This is a genomic window from Izhakiella australiensis (genome assembly GCF_002006995.1).
Lineage (GTDB): Bacteria > Pseudomonadota > Gammaproteobacteria > Enterobacterales > Enterobacteriaceae > Izhakiella > Izhakiella australiensis.
Genome location: NZ_MRUL01000024.1, coordinates 23058 through 39233 on the forward strand (window position 1 = coordinate 23058; position 16176 = coordinate 39233).

The 16176-nt window shown below is 53.2% G+C and carries 17 protein-coding genes; 11 read left to right on the forward strand and 6 right to left on the reverse strand.

Going from position 1 to position 16176, the window contains the following annotated elements; translation table 11 throughout:
• The first annotated feature begins 82 nt into the window (after positions 1–82).
• The gene (locus tag BTJ39_RS24680; protein WP_139356393.1) at positions 83–505 is read left to right on the forward strand and encodes a hypothetical protein; all 423 of its coding nucleotides are present in this window, start codon (positions 83–85) and stop codon (positions 503–505) included.
• Between the two features lie 76 nt (positions 506–581).
• Here BTJ39_RS24680 and BTJ39_RS21440 read toward each other — a convergent pair whose 3' ends face one another.
• The gene (locus BTJ39_RS21440; RefSeq protein WP_422386059.1) at positions 582–1019 is read right to left on the reverse strand and encodes a GNAT family N-acetyltransferase; all 438 of its coding nucleotides are present in this window, start codon (positions 1017–1019) and stop codon (positions 582–584) included.
• A gap of 222 nt (positions 1020–1241) precedes the next feature.
• Positions 1242–1751 carry a GNAT family N-acetyltransferase gene (locus BTJ39_RS21445; protein ID WP_078004760.1) on the reverse strand — a complete coding sequence of 170 codons (510 nt, stop codon included), beginning with the start codon at positions 1749–1751 and terminating at the stop codon, positions 1242–1244.
• Between the two features lie 521 nt (positions 1752–2272).
• On the opposite strand from BTJ39_RS21445, the gene BTJ39_RS21450 reads away from it, so the two are divergent.
• Both BTJ39_RS21450 and yiaK read left to right on the forward strand, forming a co-directional pair.
• A complete protein-coding gene (locus tag BTJ39_RS21450; protein WP_078004761.1) occupies positions 2273–3835 on the forward strand; it encodes an MFS transporter in 1563 nt (520 codons plus the stop codon).
• Positions 3826–4845 carry a 3-dehydro-L-gulonate 2-dehydrogenase gene (yiaK, locus tag BTJ39_RS21455; protein WP_078004762.1) on the forward strand — a complete coding sequence of 340 codons (1020 nt, stop codon included), beginning with the start codon at positions 3826–3828 and terminating at the stop codon, positions 4843–4845. Before BTJ39_RS21450 ends, yiaK begins: the two co-directional genes overlap by 10 nt.
• A 207-nt stretch (positions 4846–5052) precedes the next feature.
• Here the strand turns inward: yiaK and gap are convergent, their stop codons facing one another.
• Together gap and BTJ39_RS21465 are read right to left on the reverse strand one after the other, a co-directional pair.
• Positions 5053–6063, reverse strand: coding sequence for a type I glyceraldehyde-3-phosphate dehydrogenase (gap, locus tag BTJ39_RS21460; protein WP_078004763.1), 1011 nt, complete (start codon positions 6061–6063; stop codon positions 5053–5055).
• A 78-nt stretch (positions 6064–6141) separates the two neighbouring features.
• Positions 6142–7122, reverse strand: a complete 981-nt coding sequence (locus BTJ39_RS21465; protein ID WP_078004764.1) for a GlxA family transcriptional regulator — start codon at positions 7120–7122, stop codon at positions 6142–6144.
• Between the two features lie 237 nt (positions 7123–7359).
• On the opposite strand from BTJ39_RS21465, the gene BTJ39_RS21470 reads away from it, so the two are divergent.
• Positions 7360–9039, forward strand: coding sequence for a methyl-accepting chemotaxis protein (locus BTJ39_RS21470; protein WP_078004765.1), 1680 nt, complete (start codon positions 7360–7362; stop codon positions 9037–9039).
• Positions 9040–9168: 129 nt separating this feature from the next.
• Here BTJ39_RS21470 and BTJ39_RS21475 read toward each other — a convergent pair whose 3' ends face one another.
• On the reverse strand, positions 9169–9948 hold the full coding sequence (locus BTJ39_RS21475) for a prepilin peptidase (protein ID WP_078004766.1): 780 nt from the start codon (positions 9946–9948) through the stop codon (positions 9169–9171).
• Positions 9949–10134: 186 nt separating this feature from the next.
• On the opposite strand from BTJ39_RS21475, the gene BTJ39_RS21480 reads away from it, so the two are divergent.
• The 6 genes from BTJ39_RS21480 (at position 10135) to recA (ending at position 15331) form a co-directional block, all read left to right on the forward strand.
• Complete coding sequence (locus BTJ39_RS21480; protein WP_078004767.1) at positions 10135–10473, forward strand: zinc ribbon domain-containing protein YjdM; 339 nt, start codon at positions 10135–10137, stop codon at positions 10471–10473.
• Positions 10474–10584: 111 nt separating this feature from the next.
• A complete protein-coding gene (locus BTJ39_RS21485) occupies positions 10585–11427 on the forward strand; it encodes a fumarylacetoacetate hydrolase family protein (RefSeq protein ID WP_078004768.1) in 843 nt (280 codons plus the stop codon).
• Between the two features lie 134 nt (positions 11428–11561).
• Entirely contained in the window at positions 11562–12638 is a 1077-nt protein-coding gene (gene mltB, locus BTJ39_RS21490) for a lytic murein transglycosylase B (protein WP_078004769.1), read from the forward strand.
• A gap of 133 nt (positions 12639–12771) precedes the next feature.
• A complete protein-coding gene (gene tam / locus BTJ39_RS21495; RefSeq protein WP_078004770.1) occupies positions 12772–13545 on the forward strand; it encodes a trans-aconitate 2-methyltransferase in 774 nt (257 codons plus the stop codon).
• Between the two features lie 122 nt (positions 13546–13667).
• On the forward strand, positions 13668–14177 hold the full coding sequence (gene pncC / locus BTJ39_RS21500) for a nicotinamide-nucleotide amidase (RefSeq protein ID WP_078004771.1): 510 nt from the start codon (positions 13668–13670) through the stop codon (positions 14175–14177).
• An 86-nt stretch (positions 14178–14263) separates the two neighbouring features.
• Complete coding sequence (recA, locus tag BTJ39_RS21505; RefSeq protein ID WP_078004772.1) at positions 14264–15331, forward strand: recombinase RecA; 1068 nt, start codon at positions 14264–14266, stop codon at positions 15329–15331.
• 8 nt (positions 15332–15339) lie between these two features.
• Here the strand turns inward: recA and BTJ39_RS25315 are convergent, their stop codons facing one another.
• The gene (locus BTJ39_RS25315; protein WP_277869795.1) at positions 15340–15465 is read right to left on the reverse strand and encodes a hypothetical protein; all 126 of its coding nucleotides are present in this window, start codon (positions 15463–15465) and stop codon (positions 15340–15342) included.
• Positions 15466–15592: 127 nt separating this feature from the next.
• Between BTJ39_RS25315 and BTJ39_RS21510 the strand changes: the two genes are divergently transcribed.
• A complete protein-coding gene (locus BTJ39_RS21510) occupies positions 15593–16102 on the forward strand; it encodes a regulatory protein RecX (protein WP_078004773.1) in 510 nt (169 codons plus the stop codon).
• Positions 16103–16176: the final 74 nt, after the last annotated feature.

Sequence of the window (16176 nt, forward strand, 5' to 3'; positions counted from 1 at the left end):
TTTGATGGCAAAGCTGAGTGAACGGAACCGTGGACAGGGAATCTTCGCACAAGAGCAATGACTTACTTTCCGGGCCGGTTTTATGAGCGATTCGTTCTATAATACTCTTTTCCGTAATCTCGCAGAGATGCTCGGGATCTCATCATTATTGCCAAACAATCAGATGGTTAGTGATAAAAATGGATCTTATATGACGGATCGACCAACAGGCAAACCTTTGTCATCAAAAGCTAGTGAAATGATGATGTCTGCGGACAAAATAAATCCGCTAGCGGAGAAAACCGGGGTCTGCGTATTGACAGAGATTCGCCAGCGGAGCTACGCGACGACGACTATTTGGTCGCTGGAAAGCGTTACTGGCATGCTATCAGAAAACCTGAGGTTGTTCCCGCCGCATGACGCGTCGAATAAGGTGATAGGGCGAGTAATTCGAGCGGCCTCACAGAAGCAGGCAACGCAACGGGACAGACGCATGGCGTTATTTTATCCGCTGGTAGTCCACTAAGGCGCCTGCATCGGCAATCCGGCGCGCAGGCGGCGAAGCGGCACTTTTTTCCCGCTCACATCGATGCCAGTTACCCTTATATTTTAACGTTATAGCGGACAAAATCGTCCAGCGTCGCCAGCTTGTCATACAGCTTACGGGCCGGGTTATTTTCGCGTGTCACCCAGTAGACGCTGGAGCACGACTTTTGCCGGGCCTCAGCGCAAATAGCTTCTATCAGCGCTCTTCCTGCGCCAATACCACGGGCGTCCTGCTGAACATACAGATCCTCAAGGTAACATAGTGGCTGCGTTGACCAGGTTCCTTCATGCAGCACGCACATCGCGAAACCAATAATGCCGCGCTCTGTTTCGGCAAGCCGGCACAGTATGTTCGAATCGGCAGAAAGCGCTCTGCGCCATGTTGTTGAGGTAACATTTTCGTCTAAGTCGTTTTGATAAAACCCCAGATAACCCTGCCAGAGCGTTAACCATGCCGGGTAATCCTGCGCTTGCGCATGTCTTATGTTAATCATCATCATCATTATTCCTTCACTGTCCGCTAGCGTGATGATAACAAAAAGTACATCCGGGCAATGTCTGCAACTGAACGGATCGCCTGAAATAGTGGCGCCGGTTGCGGCAAGGTTTAACTAGCCGCCGGGAAAGGGCAATGACAATGCCGGGTTTGCCTTTACGGCTGGTTTTATCAGTAGCGGGACGGCAGAAATTACCCTGCCAACAGCAACAGGCACGGATTATTCTGGCTGCTGGCGCCTGACCATTACCAAATCGCGGTGAATATCGTCACCGCAGCGGAAAGTCGTTTCGCCAACCTCCTGAAAGCCATTGCGCTGATAAAAGCGTATTGCGCGCCGGTTCTGGTCGTTAACGGTCAGCCTGATTGGGCCCGGCGCTGTAGACAGGGTTTCCGTCAGCAGATATTGCGCCGCGCCGCTTCCGTGATAGGCCGCTGCAACGTAGCAGCGGGTCAGCTCCGGTATGCTATCGGCCTGGGCGATGCCTAAATCTTCAGCGGCGTGATTGACCAGGCTAAAGCCCGCCACGCGGCCCGAGGTTTCCACCACCAGGATCCGCTGGCGGTGGGTGTTCAGCGCGAGATAAAAGCAGTCCGGCGTCAGGTTGCCCTGGATGTAATGTTCCAGTTCCTGAGGTGGCGTATCGGCGGGGCAGGCCAAATGAAAGGTGTCGATAGCGATTTTACTGATGGTTTCACAGTCTTCTGACGTTGCTGCACGCACTTTCATTGGGCGCTCCTGATCATTGAACTCACCGACATTGAAGGCTTTCGGCGAGCTTAAGCGATGGTGCCGTATTCGTCTATCAAAAAGGCGTCGGTCAATGCGGGCAATTTCTCAGGCGGTCTTATTTTGTGCGTTAAGAATTATCTTATCCCTGCGCCGCCTGTCTGATGCAATATCCGCTGCCGTTTATCTGGCAGCAATAAGATAACGCGTTACTTATTCGCCGTGGCAGCAAGCAGTTTTATGTCGCGGCAGCTTCAGATCCTGGCGGACTCTGCATTATTTATTGTGAGGTAAGGCGCTTTTTTGATTTAGGATACTTGTATGGTAGTAGGTGTAAGGTTAGGTTTTAATCATCTGTCAATATAAGTGGCGGGCAAAAGGAAACTCTGGCGTTCGCACCGCGGGCTTTGCGTCGTCGGATAAATAGCGCTGGATTCCGGCAAGGATAGGAATATCGCCACAGATGACGCCGTACGCGCTTCTTAATGCGTTTGCTGCCATCCATCCCTGAGGATATAGATATGATTAACCATGATAAAAGCAGGCCTATAAAGCTGAGAAATATGCTGGCTTATGGTGGCGGTGATTTCTTTGGCGGCGGAAGCTTTGCCGTGCTTGGCCTGTGGTTAATGTTTTTTTATACCACTTATGCCGGATTAAGTCCGGCACAGGCCGGATCTGTTATTGCGATTGCACGCCTGCTGGACGCTTTTTTTGATCCGCTTATGGGCTATGTCACCGATAACTTTTACCGCAGTAAAGTTGGACGGAAATTTGGCCGGCGAGGATTCTTTTTTCTTTTTGGCGGGCCGCTGGTGATGCTGACATATATTATTATGTGGGTTGATGGCATGGGGTTCTTCTATTACCTGGCAACCTATATTCTTTTTTATATCGCCTATACGCTGGTCATCGTGCCTTATGAAACCCTGGCTGCGGAAATGACCAATGATTTTAAACAGCGCGCCAGGCTGACGGGGGTCAGGATGTTTTTCTCCACCGGAGCCGGCATTCTCGCCGCGTGGTTACCCGGCAGAATTATCAGTTTTTTAGGCAATGATGATCCGTCCTCTTTCCTGTATATGGGGATCATTTTCGGTGCGCTTTTTGCACTGGTTATCCTGTGCCTGTACTTATTTACGTGGGAAAGACCGGGTACATTCGATCCGTCGGCGCCGAAAAAAAAGTTCTCCGAGGATATGGCGCATCTTTTTCGCTCATTAATCTCAACCTTCCAGTTAAGAACATTCAGGCAGCACGTTGGTATGTATCTCGGGGCCTACGTTGCCCTTGATGTACTGGGTGCCATTCTTGCTTATTATATTATTTTCGTACTGGGTGAAAGCGCGGTAAGCGCCTCGAATGCGTTAACCTTCATGACGGTCGTGCAATTTCTCTGCGTCGCGTTGTTTATCACCCTGTGTATTAAATTAGGTAACGGTAAATCATATAAAATAGCCCAGGGATTTATGCTGTTAAGCGTCGGGCTGTTTCTTAGCATTCATTTGTTTTCGCTCCCTTATAGCTCATGGCTGGTTTACGTCGCCGCGTTATTAATGGGCGTCGGACGCTCCGGCACCTATTACGTATGCTGGAACATCTATAGCTTTATTCCTGATATTGACGAAATGCTTACCGGCAAGCGCCGGGAAGGTATTTTTGCCGGCGTAATGACCTTCGTACGTAAGGCTGTTCAGGCGCTGGCTTTATTTATGGTCGGGATCATCCTACAGCACTACGGATTCGCTGCAAAAAGTGCGCTGCAAAGTCCGGAAGCCATCCATGGCATTGTCGCTGTATTCGGCGTTGGCTCCACGGCGTTTCTGATCTTCGGCATCGCCTGCTCGCTAAAATTCAGGCTGACACAGCAGAATCATGCGCTGCTTATCGCAGAAGTAAACCGGCTGAAAAATAACGGCAGTAAGCAAAACGTTACTCCTGAAACCAGGAAAGTGACTGAAATGCTTACCGGCTGGGATTACCAGTATTTGTGGGGAAATAACAAAGTCTCCCGGCAGGAGGATACGTTATCCGGGGGATCGGAAAGTTCGCGTTTAAACGATAAGGATGCATCATGTCAGTAGTTATGTTCGATGAGATGAAACAGACGGTTAAGCAGGCTTTTTTAAATGCAGGTTTAAATGAATCACAGGCGGATGTCTGCGCCAGCATACATACCGAGGCCAGCTGTGACGGCATTTTCTCCCATGGGCTAAATCGGGTCGCCCGCTTTGTCGACTATGTCAATAAAGGCTGGGTCGATATAACGGCGGTCCCTGAGAAAGTGAAAGCTCTTGGCAGTATGGAAATTTATGACGGTAAACAGGGCATTGGTATTACTAATGCGCTGTTTGCGGTTGAAAGGGCGATGGCGCTTGCCAGCGAAGGGGGGATGGGTCTGGTCGGCCTGCGTAATACCAGCCACTGGATGCGCGGTGGTTCGTACGGCTGGAAAGCGGTGGAAAAAGGCTATGCGGCAATTTGCTGGACCAACACTGAGTCCTGCATGCCCGCCTGGGGGGCAAAGCAGCCTCGCCTGGGGAATAACCCGTTTGTTATGGCCGTACCGATGAAAAGCGGCGCCATGGTGTTGGATATGGCGATGTCACAATATGCTTATGGCAAGCTGCAGGTAACCCGTCTTAAAGGAGAGAAACTGCCTTTCCCTGGCGGTTTCGATAAAGCGGGTAACCTGACCGATCTGCCCGGGCCAATTGAGGAGTCCATGCGCATTCTGCCCGCCGGTTACTGGAAAGGTTCCGGTATGGCGATTTTACTGGACGCCATGGCCGCGCTGCTGACCGGCGGCGCGCCTACGAATGAGATTGATAGCATCCAGCGCGGTAGCTGCACCGGTGCCAGCCAGGTATTTATGGTGTTTGATCCCCGCCACTTCGGAGGGAAAGCGTTTAGTGAAGACATGGCTGCCAGCGTGGCTGCCTATGTGAATTCGTCTGAACCTGCCGAGGGGCAGCAGCAGGTAAGCTATCCGGGCGAAAGGCAGCTCAACAATCGCGCCAACTTCATGGCGAACGGCATCCCGGTAGATGACGGGGTCTGGGCGGAAGTCAAAGCGCTGGCGAAGCGGTCCTGATCGATGGATAAACCTTTGCCATACTGTCAGCGGGGCTAAGGGCGGGCCGCTCCGCTGATATAAACCGGTCACATGGGTTACAGATTTGACCGGTTTATACGCCTTTGGCGCTGCCAAATCGCCCGGCAATCGGCTTCTCCACGGCTTGCAGGCGTAACCACCACATTTGCATGGTGCGGCGATTACACCTGCTCGGCCGGCGAAAGGCTACAAACCTTTTTGCGCCATCAGTCGCGCCAGATCCACCAGGCGGTTAGAAAATCCCCATTCGTTATCGTACCAGGCGAGGATTTTTACCATGGTGCCGCCAATCACCAGCGTTGATAGCCCATCGATGATTGAAGAGCGCGGGTCGCCCTGATAATCGCTGGAGACCAACGGCTCATCGCTGTAGCCGAGGATCGCCTTTAACGGACCAGATGCGGCCGCTTCACGGAAGGCGGCGTTAACTTGCTCCACCGTAACCTCTTTTTGCAGCGTGACGGTCAAATCGACTATTGAAACCACCGGCACCGGAACGCGCAGCGAGTAGCCGGTCATGCGTCCATCCAGTTCGGGAATCACTTTACCCAGTGCTTTTGCCGCGCCGCTGGAATAGGGCACTATCGACAGGGCTGCGGCCCGCGCGCCGCGCAGATCTTTTTCCGGCTGATCGTGCAGAGCCTGGCTGTTGGTATAAGCATGGGTGGTGTTCATCAGGCCATGGCTAATGCCGAAATTCTGATGCAGCACCTGAGCGGCAGGCGCCAGACCGTTGGTGGTGCAGCTGCCGTTGCTGACAATAAAATGGCGCTGCGGATCGTAGCGTTGATGGTTAACGCCCATCACCACCGTCAAATCTTCATTTTTGCCCGGTGCGGAAATAATGACGCGCTTTGCGCCTCCGTGGCTAATATGGACCGCTGCTTTTTCACTATCGGTGAAGAAGCCGGTGGCCTCAATAACAATCTCTGCGCCGACGCTACTCCAGGGAATATTCTCCGGATTACGTTCATTAAAAATGCGTATTGCCTGACCATCAACCTGGAGCTGCCCCTCTACGGCTTTTACCGACGCCGGTAAGGTGCCCAGCAGCGAGTCATATTTCAGTAAATGCGCCAGCGTTTTGCTGTCCGTCAGGTCATTAATTGCCACGATTTTTATATCCTGGCTACCGAGTGCGGCGCGTAATACGTTGCGTCCAATCCTGCCAAAGCCATTAATTCCGACCGTTACCATAACTTTCTCCCGCTATGCTGAATCTGAAATTAATCTAGGCTGGTTTGCTATTGGCGTAAATGACAAATAAGGATCACTTTACGCCATATTGCGGCTATGGAAGCGCTGGCGATATTCCCCCGGCGTAAGATGCAGCTGTTTCTCAAAGCTACGACGCAGATTTATGCTGGAACCGAAACCGGTTATTGCGGCGATTTTCTCCAACGTTTCGCCCGTCTGTTCCAGCTGGCTGCGGGCTGCGCAGAGGCGCGACTCTGCCACGTAGCGAGCCGGGGACGAGCCGGTCTCCCGGGTAAAGACCCGGGTGAAATTGCGCGGGCTCATGGCGACCCGCTGCGCCAGTTTTTCAACGCTGAGGTCGGCATCAAGATTCGCCGGGATCCAGCTCAGTAGCTCGCTAATTGGGCCATGTCCGGTGGTCTGATAAAGCTGGTAGCGACTGAACTGCATCTGCCCGCCGGGGCGGTGCAGATACATCACCAGATCCTGCGCCACCGTACGGGCGAGGCTAAATCCATAATCCTCTTCCACCAAGGCGAGCGTTAAGTCAAAACCCGTGCTGACGCCGCCTGATGTCCATACTGAACCGTCCTGAATATACAGCGGGCCCTCCTGTACTTTTACCTGTGGAAAGCGCGATTGCAGCTTTTCCAGTAATCTCCAGTGAGTCGTTGCGCGCAGGCCATCAAGCAGCCCGGTTTGCGCTAACAGCAGTGCGCCGCCGCAAATGGAAACCAGCCGTCGGGTATGAGGCGCCGCAAGGCGCACCCAGTCAACCACCGCGCAGCCTTCCTGCTCATTATTACCCTGACCTGTAATGATAATCGTATCCCGCGCTTCGCGAGGATCAAGTTCGGCAAGGCGATGGTCGGCGAACAGGTTTAACCCTGACTGACCGTGGATCACCTGATGTGGCTGCGTTGTGGCGAGGCTGACCTTATAGCGCGGCTGGCTTACGTCTCCGCCGTGTAATCGGTTAGCCTGCATCAGAATGTCGGCAATGCCGGCGGATTCGAATAGCATCCCGCCATCCGGGACAATGATTAGTATGGTTTTCATGTCCTGAAAAGTACGCTGATAACAGTATAAGTCAACAGAGGCGCAGAAGAATTTTCGCGCGCGCTGCCAGCGTGAAGCTGTTGGGTGAGGGCGCCGTCTTGACGTGATTCACAGCAAGTGATTGTTATTTAATGTTTACATCGCTTTTACAAAAGAGATATATGCCGTTAATTATTCTCTAAAGATCTGCCCGCAGAGGTCGATAACTCGTCACAGCTGACCAAACCGGACTCTACCATGTTTAAAAATACTAAAATTATTACCGGCATAACCGTAGTGCTGTTTATATCTGGATTACTGTGGTTTTCCATCGCGGGTCTTTATTACACTGCCGTAGATAATGACAGGACCAACTTCCTTAATAATGAGCAGCTTAGCGAACAGCAACAGCAGTTAAGTGACAGTTTTCAATCATTGGTAGTCACGCGTGTTGCGGTGACGCGTGCAGCGATACGCTTTCTTAAAAATCAAAATAACCCTGCAACCGCATCTCAATCCGGTCTTGATGATCTGCTGCAAAAAGCCAATACCTCTCTTGAGCAATCTGACCGTAATTTCCAAAAGTACCTGGATATCACCAAAAATTCCGAGCGTGATGCGCCCGGGGAAGAGCAGATCCATCAGACTTACTCCGCCATGTTTGAGGTGCTGAAAAGCTCGATTGCTTTCCTGCGCCAGGGGAATTATGCCGCCTACGGTAACCTGGATGCGCAAAAAGCTCAGGACGATCTGGCGGCGACATACAATAGCTGGCGGGTGAAAAATAACCAGTTGCAGCAGGCGGCATCCGAGGAAAACCTGAAAAACTTTAACCAGATGATATGGACTTTGAGCGCAATCGCGCTGGTTCTGGTTGTTCTTATCATGATTATTTATACCGGCATCAGGCAGATCCTTTTTGTACCGCTGAAGCAGATCACCGGCCACATCAAAGCCATTACCGGCGGCGATCTCACCTGTCCGGTGCAAGAGGGTGGCCGCAGTGAAATGGGGCACCTGCTTAGCATGTTAAAAAGCATGCAAAATTCACTGATAACCACCGTGAGTGCGGTGCGCGAAAGTGCTGATGCGATTTACTCCGGGGCTGGCGAAATCTCTGCCGGCGGCAACGATCTCTCTTCACGTACTGAAGAGCAGGCGGCTTCTCTGGAGCAAACGGCGGCTAGCATGGAACAGCTGTCTGCAACGGTTAAGCTGAACAGCGATAATGCACAGCAGGCCGCAGAGCTCGCCCGCGCCGCCTCGGTGACTGCCGAATCTGGGGGCTCGGTGGTCAGCAGCGTCGTAACCACCATGCAGGAGATATCGGACAGCTCGCAGCAGATTTCCCAAATTACTGCGGTGATTGATGAAATCGCTTTTCAGACAAATATTCTGGCGTTAAATGCGGCTGTCGAGGCCGCCCGTGCGGGTGAACAGGGGCGTGGTTTTGCCGTTGTCGCCGGAGAAGTCAGATCGCTGGCCGGTCGGAGCGCCACGGCAGCGAAAGAAATTAAAAACCTGATTGATAAGTCCGTCAGCCGGGTAGGTACCGGATCGCAGCAGGTTAGCGACGCAGGCGATGCGATGAAGGAAATTGTTGCTGCCGTCAACAGAGTGACCAGCATAATGGATGATATTGCTACCGCTTCAGGTGAACAGCGTCGCGGCATTGAGCAGGTCAGTCTTGCGGTATCCCAGATGGATAGCGTGACCCAGCAAAATGCGGCGCTGGTTGAAGAGTCTGCGGGCGCGGCATCTACGCTGGAGTCCCAGGCTGGTCAACTGCGTCAGGCCGTATCGGTATTTCGCATCGAACCTGGCAGCGCGGCTCTCCCCGTTAGCCGCGTACCGGAAAACAATAAATTGTCACCAGTCGTCGCGCTGGCTCCAGTGCCGGTCGTCGGTCACTCAACGCAAAACTGGGAAGCGTTCTGATTCTGATGTTCTGGTGGGCGGTCGGCTTTTGACGCTGACCGCCCGGTATTTGAAATCTATAGCCGTTGGCGCATTTTTGTCGCCTGTTACTCCATAGCGTTGACTGACGCCCTGGCAATAACTGTGGGCTTAATGGCAGTTTTGCCAGACAAATATCATCACCCCTCCCAGCGCAAGCCACGGGCCGAAAGCAAAGCGGCGCGGTGGCGGTTGGCGGCAAACAGATGATTTTATCAGCAAGAATATCAGCGCGCCGGCGCTGGCAATCATCAGCGTGGCGGGCAGCGCTTTTAGGCCAAGCCAGGCTCCCAACGCGGCAAATAGTTTGATATCGCCGCCGCCCAGCGCGACCTCATGGCGCCAGTAGTACCAGATATCCGCCAGCAGGCGAAACAGCAAATAACCCGCGACTGTGGCGACAATGGCCCCGGCTGGCGATGGCCCTTGCCCGATTAGCGCTGCGCGCAATAAGCCCGCCCAGAGCAGGGAAAGGGTTAAAACGTCAGGGAGCAGGTGATGATCTATATCGATAAACGTCAGTATTAATAGCGTCCAGCCAAACAACAGGGCAGGTAACCCTATTTGCCAGTTCGATTGAAAAATAGCAGCGACCAGCAGCGCGTACAGCAGGCTGAGCAGCTCCAGCGCCGGATAGCGCCAGCTAATGCGGGCATAGCAATGACGACAGCGTCCGCGTAATGCCAGCCAGCTCAGCAGCGGAATCAGATCGCGTAGCGTCAGCGTTGTGTTGCACTGGGGGCAATGAGAGCGCGGTGACGTCAGGCTGAGCTTCATTTGCGGATGTAATAGCATCAGCGGCAGACGATAAATCACCAGATTAAAAAAACTGCCCGCGCAAAGCGCCAGCAGGCTCAACGTCAGCCACCAAACCAGGTTATGTTCCATCATAACTCCGCCTGTGAAAATTGATCCTCAGCCTGCCTGCGGGCAGCTCACTATTCCAGCCAAAAGTAATGTTGCAGGCCGTTTGCAAAGCAGTCTGGAAGACAACGCGATTTTCAGTGGTTATCACCTGACGAAAAATCGGCTACACTGCCAACCCCATACTTCATGGGGTTATAGAGGAACAATTTGATGTCTGAATTACCACCGTGTCCAAACTGTGCTTCCCCTTATGCCTGGCAGGACGGGGAACAGTTAAACTGCCCTGAATGTGGCCACGTCTGGTCGCCCTCTGACGTCGCCGTCAGTGATGGACTTGAAGTTCGCGATGCCAACGGCAATTTACTGGCCGATGGCGACAGCGTTACCGTAGTGAAGGATTTAAAAGTAAAAGGCAGTTCATCTGTGCTAAAGATTGGCACCCGGGTAAAAGGGATTCGTCTGGTAGAAGGCGATCACAATATCGATTGTAAAATTGATGGCTTTGGTCCGATGAAGCTGAAATCTGAGTTTGTTAAAAAAATCAGTTAAGGTGATTTAGCCCGTTGTCACCCGCCTTTTCTCATCGCAGGTTATAGTTGGTAAAGATGGCACAGCATCGGCCGTCTTATTCCACGAATGTAATAACAATCTGGAGAGAAAATGAAACTGCTGCGTTATGGCCCGGCGGGCAAAGAAAAGCCGGGCATTCTTGATGACCAGGGCCAACTGCGCGACCTTTCATCGGTCATTGCAGACGTCAATGGCGAAGCGCTACAGCCGGCTTCACTGGCGCTGCTACGCCAACTCAAACTTAATGACTTGCCAAAGGTAGAGGGCGATCCTCGCATTGGTCCCTGTGTCGCTCGTCCCGGTAAATTTATTTGTATCGGTCTTAATTACGCCGATCACGCCGCGGAAACCGGGGTGGAACCGCCCGCTGAACCGGTGGTATTTAGCAAATGGACCAGCTCAATTATCGGCCCCAATGATGAGGTCGCGCTGCCGCGCGGTTCGGTGAAAACCGACTGGGAGGTAGAGCTTGGCGTGGTGATCGGCCAGGGGGGAAGTTACATACCGCCTGAGGAAGCGATGCAACACGTTGCCGGTTATTGCGTGATTAATGATGTCTCCGAGCGTGAGTTTCAGAGTGAACGCGGCGGAACCTGGGATAAAGGCAAAGGCTGCGATACCTTTGGTCCCATGGGGCCCTGGCTGGTTACTGCCGATGAAGTTGCCGATCCGCAGAATCTCAATTTGTGGCTGGAGGTCGATGGCCAGCGCTATCAGAACGGCAATACCCGCACCATGATTTTTACCGTGCAGCAAATCATCAGCTACCTTAGCAACTTTATGAGCTTGCAGCCGGGCGATGTGATTTCTACCGGTACGCCGCCGGGCGTTGGCCTGGGAATGAAGCCGCCGGTCTTTCTGCGGGCAGGCCAGCAGATGCGCCTGGGCGTTGAAGGTCTTGGCGAACAGCGGCAGCGCGTTATTCAGGCATAAGCTAAGCGGGCTTTATTGCTATGCGCTAAAGCCCGATTTAACAATGTTGTAAAGTTCACGCCGTCTGGCTTTCCTTTAGTCGTTCTGATGTTTTACTATGACGGGCAATTTTCTTGCCGGCACAGGGACATCTGATGCGCTCGCTGTTCACCCCGCTCTTACTTATCTCACTGCTCACTGCGTGTAGCAGCGCGCCGAAGCAGGCTGCACCTCCGGCTTATGGCAATCCTTTTAAAGGGGGCGCGCAGACTGCCGAGGATAGCGGGACTTCACTGCTCAGCGGTGATTTTGCCGGTAATCCGGCGGCGCAAGCTTTTGTCACAAAGATGGTCAATGAGCATGGTTTCGATCGGGCGCAGCTGGAAGGCACCTTATCGGCAACCAGACGCCTTGGCTGGGTGCTGGATTATATGGATCGTCAGGCGCCCATCTACCAGGGCCCGGTCGGGCCAAACGGCGCATGGCTTCGCTATCGTAAAAAATTCATCACCCCCGGCAATGTACAAAACGGCGTCGCGTTCTGGGACCAGTATCAGGATGCTCTGAACCGCGCCTGGCAGACGTATGGCGTACCACCGGAGATCATCGTGGGGATCATCGGGGTTGAGACGCGCTGGGGTCGGGTGATGGGTAAAACCCGCATTGTTGACGCGCTGGCGACGCTGGCCTTTGATTACCCACGGCGAGGTAAATATTTCGCCAGCGAACTGGAAACCTTTATGCTGATGGCGCGCAAAGAGGGCGATAATGTACTCGACCTGCGCGGCTCTTTTGCCGGCGCAATGGGCTACGGACAGTTTATGCCGTCGTCATATCAGCAGTATGCGGTTGATTTTAACCACGATGGGCATGCCAATTTGTGGGATCCGGTCGATGCCATCGGCAGCGTAGCGCATTACTTCAGCGCCCATGGTTGGACGCCTGGCGCCGCAGTAGCCGTGCCGGCGAGCGGCCAGGCGCCGGGACTACAGAGCGGTTATGATACGAAATACCTGCCTTCTTCTTTGATTGCCGCCGGTTTGACGCCGCAGGGCCAGCTGGGCGACGTCCAGCAGGTCAGCCTGCTTAAACTGGATATGGGTGATTATTACCAGTACTGGTTTGGCCTGCCTAATTTTTATGCTATTACCCGTTATAACCACAGTACGCACTATGCTATGGCTGTGTGGCAGTTAGGATTAGCGGTGCGTCAGGCGCGCGGAGCCGGTTAATTTCCGGCAAGTCTCAGACGTTGCCTGAAGATTGCTGATAAAGCGTCGTATTTTTCGACGCGATGGTCTTTTCATCTGGCCTTACGGTGGACTGATTAGCGTTTCGCCGCGCTGGCCGTTCAAGGAGTAGGTAATGGTAGATTGGGATCCGCAACTTTATCGTCGTTTTGAAGCAGAACGTACTCGTCCGGCTCATGAACTGTTAGCACGAGTATCTCTTACCCGCGCTAATTTTATCAGCGATCTCGGCTGCGGGCCGGGTAACAGCACTGAGCTGCTTTTCACCGCCTGGCCGCAGGCAACGGTGACCGGCATTGATTCGTCGCCCGCGATGCTTGAGCAGGCCCGGGCCCGCCTGCCGCTGTGTCGCTTTACATCGGCAGATATCAATCACTGGCGGCCAGCTGAACCGCAAAACCTTATTTATGCCAACGCGTCATTACAGTGGCTGAGCGGTCATGAGACGCTGCTACCCGCACTGGTAAGCCAGCTGGCGCCCGCAGGCGTACTGGCAATACAAATGCCGGATAATCTTGATGAACCCAGCCATAGTTTGATGCGTGAAGTCGCCAGCGATGGGGAATGGCGCGATCTTATTCCGCCCGCCGCCGCCCAGCGTAAGCGTCTGCTTAGCGCTGAAAACTATTACGATTTACTCAGCGCCTGTGATTGCCATGTCGATATCTGGCGTACCACTTATTATCACGTGATGCCCTCTGCGGCGGCGATTATTGACTGGCTAAAAGCGACTGGATTGCGGCCTTTTCTCGCCGGACTGGACGCATCGCAGCAGGCGCGGTTTCTGAGCAGCTACCAGGCACGTCTGAGTACTGCTTATCCGGCGCGTCAGGACGGTAGCTGCTTGTTAGCTTTCCCCCGGCTTTTTATGGTGGCGCAGCGCAGGTGACTGGTTTTTTAGCCTGATATTTCAGGCTGGAATACGTCTCGCAAAACCTGAGGTCCGGCACTCTTCTGCGCGTCAAAAATGTTATTCTGCGCGCTAATTGATAGCAATAACCGTGAGGGCATATGACTGACGAACAGCTTGGCAAGCTTAGCGCGGAAATCGGTGGATTATTACAGCGTCAGCATGCCAGCGTGACTACCGCCGAATCATGCACTGGCGGTGGGATAGCTCAGGCACTGACCGCAATTCCGGGGAGTTCGGCCTGGTTTGGCTACGGTTTTGTCACCTATAGCAACGAGGCGAAGAAAAAATTGGTCGGCGTGCGGCAAGCGACGCTGGACGCCCATGGCGCAGTCAGCGAGGCGGTGGTGCTTGAGATGGCCGAAGGGGCGCTGAAAGTCTCAGGCGCAAACTATGCCATCTCCGTCAGCGGCATCGCCGGACCTGACGGTGGAACGCCACAAAAACCGGTCGGCACCGTCTGGTTTGGTTTTGCTTCCGGTACCGGAAGAAGTGAGGCCTGGCGTCAGCAATTTGCCGGCGATCGTCAACAGGTGCGCCGTCTGGCAACGGCTTGGGCGCTGGAAACGCTGCGCAAACAATTTCTCGAAAATAAACTTGATACTGTATGAGCATACAGTATAATCACTGTCAGTTTTAGTTTTACAGACGCAAAGGCACGCTACGTGCGCTTTACCCTGCATGATTAGGAGTTGAAATGGCTATTGACGAAAACAAACAAAAAGCACTGGCGGCGGCGCTGGGCCAGATCGAGAAACAGTTTGGCAAAGGCTCAATCATGCGCCTGGGTGAAGATCGCTCTATGGACGTTGAAACCATTTCAACCGGTTCACTGTCTCTGGATATCGCACTGGGCGCCGGTGGCCTGCCGATGGGGCGCATCGTTGAAATTTACGGTCCGGAATCATCAGGTAAAACCACGCTGACGCTGCAGGTTATCGCCGCGGCTCAGCGCAAAGGCAAAACCTGTGCGTTTATTGATGCGGAGCATGCGCTGGATCCGGTGTACGCGAAAAAGCTGGGCGTAGACATTGATAATTTGCTTTGCTCTCAGCCGGACACCGGCGAGCAGGCGCTGGAAATCTGTGATGCGCTGGCGCGTTCCGGTGCGGTTGACGTCATCATTGTTGACTCCGTGGCCGCACTGACGCCGAAAGCGGAAATTGAGGGTGAGATCGGCGACTCGCACATGGGGCTGGCGGCGCGCATGATGAGCCAGGCGATGCGTAAGCTGGCCGGCAACCTGAAACAGTCGAATACGCTGTTAATCTTCATTAACCAGATCCGCATGAAGATTGGCGTCATGTTTGGTAACCCGGAAACCACTACCGGCGGTAACGCGCTTAAGTTTTATGCATCCGTTCGTCTCGATATTCGCCGTATTGGCGCAATCAAAGAGGGCGATGAGGTTGTTGGCAGTGAAACCCGCGTTAAAGTGGTAAAAAACAAAGTGGCTGCGCCTTTCAAACAGGCCGAATTCCAGATCATGTACGGCGAAGGCATCAACGTGCTGGGAGAAGTGGTCGACCTGGGCGTTAAGCATAAATTTATTGAGAAAGCTGGCGCATGGTATAGCTACAACGGCGACAAAATTGGCCAGGGTAAAGCAAATGCCATTAACTTCCTGAAGGATAACCCGGCTATTGCGGCGGATATTGAAACAAAATTGCGTGAGCTACTGCTGAATAATCAGGACGATAAAGCTGATTTTTCTGCGCAAGCGTATGAAGAAGATACCGCCGGAGAAACCCAGGAAGACTTCTGATACGCGAATTATGCGGCCTGGCCGCCGCCACTGTCATTGGCGACTGACGGCCAGTAGCGAGAGTCACAGCGGGTAAGGGTAATCCTTACCCGTTTTTCTTTTTTAATCATTACCACCCGCCTGAGTTTTTTCATCCGCTTACATCCTGAACGAACGACTCACCTGATGGAACTTTGTCAATTCTCCCGGTCAGAAGTTATGCTGAAGCAATGGAGTGTGGTACGAATTGGCTGATTTAAAGTAATACGGTAGAACGCTATCATGACAGCAACTGATGCAAAAACGCGGTTAAATCGGTTAACCGCCAGAGCTATGCGCGTGCTGGCGCTGCGCGATCATAGTGAAGCAGAACTGCGTCGCAAAATGGCGCTGGCTGCGCAGCGTGCGAGCTCCGACGCCGGGCAAGATGCGGCATCGGGGCCGAGCGATGAGGAAATTGAACAGGTGATTGCCTGGTGCTATCAGCATAATTTTCTTGATGATGGCCGTTTTACTGAGCGTTTTATTGCCGGACGCTCACGCAAAGGATACGGTCCGCAGCGTATTCGTATGGAGCTTGGTCAAAAAGGCATCGATCGCCAGCTCATTGATGCCGCGCTAGCCGATTGCGGTATCGACTGGACGCAGCGCGCTGCCGACCTTGCCTGGCGCCGCTTCGGTCAGCCGCTGCCGCAGGAATGGAAGGAAAAGGCGAAAGTGCAGCGTTACCTGCTGACAAGAGGGTTCTTTATGGAAGATGTTCAGGGGATTTTCAGAAATTTTGATAATTGACCGTGAAGAGATTTTACTTCCCTCTGAAGAAAATTTATCTTATTCACCACTTTTTGTTCGTGCGGGCGGGACTG

Bases quoted from the DNA above. Each gene is read 5' to 3' on its own strand.
- BTJ39_RS25315 (WP_277869795.1), bottom strand. From the start codon at position 15,465: ATGAAAAAACTCAGGCGGGTGGTAATGATTAAAAAAGAAAAACGGGTA.
- BTJ39_RS21445 (WP_078004760.1), bottom strand. From the start codon at position 1,751: ATGAAAGTGCGTGCAGCAACGTCAGAAGACTGTGAAACCATCAGTAAA.
- BTJ39_RS21475 (WP_078004766.1), bottom strand. From the start codon at position 9,948: ATGATGGAACATAACCTGGTTTGGTGGCTGACGTTGAGCCTGCTGGCG.
- BTJ39_RS21450 (WP_078004761.1), top strand. From the start codon at position 2,273: ATGATTAACCATGATAAAAGCAGGCCTATAAAGCTGAGAAATATGCTG.
- BTJ39_RS21510 (WP_078004773.1), top strand. From the start codon at position 15,593: ATGACAGCAACTGATGCAAAAACGCGGTTAAATCGGTTAACCGCCAGA.
- mltB (WP_078004769.1), top strand. From the start codon at position 11,562: ATGCGCTCGCTGTTCACCCCGCTCTTACTTATCTCACTGCTCACTGCG.
- BTJ39_RS24680 (WP_139356393.1), top strand. From the start codon at position 83: ATGAGCGATTCGTTCTATAATACTCTTTTCCGTAATCTCGCAGAGATG.
- pncC (WP_078004771.1), top strand. From the start codon at position 13,668: ATGACTGACGAACAGCTTGGCAAGCTTAGCGCGGAAATCGGTGGATTA.
- recA (WP_078004772.1), top strand. From the start codon at position 14,264: ATGGCTATTGACGAAAACAAACAAAAAGCACTGGCGGCGGCGCTGGGC.
- yiaK (WP_078004762.1), top strand. From the start codon at position 3,826: ATGTCAGTAGTTATGTTCGATGAGATGAAACAGACGGTTAAGCAGGCT.
- gap (WP_078004763.1), bottom strand. From the start codon at position 6,063: ATGGTAACGGTCGGAATTAATGGCTTTGGCAGGATTGGACGCAACGTA.
- tam (WP_078004770.1), top strand. From the start codon at position 12,772: ATGGTAGATTGGGATCCGCAACTTTATCGTCGTTTTGAAGCAGAACGT.
- BTJ39_RS21480 (WP_078004767.1), top strand. From the start codon at position 10,135: ATGTCTGAATTACCACCGTGTCCAAACTGTGCTTCCCCTTATGCCTGG.
- BTJ39_RS21465 (WP_078004764.1), bottom strand. From the start codon at position 7,122: ATGAAAACCATACTAATCATTGTCCCGGATGGCGGGATGCTATTCGAA.
- BTJ39_RS21485 (WP_078004768.1), top strand. From the start codon at position 10,585: ATGAAACTGCTGCGTTATGGCCCGGCGGGCAAAGAAAAGCCGGGCATT.
- BTJ39_RS21470 (WP_078004765.1), top strand. From the start codon at position 7,360: ATGTTTAAAAATACTAAAATTATTACCGGCATAACCGTAGTGCTGTTT.
- BTJ39_RS21440 (WP_422386059.1), bottom strand. From the start codon at position 1,019: ATGATTAACATAAGACATGCGCAAGCGCAGGATTACCCGGCATGGTTA.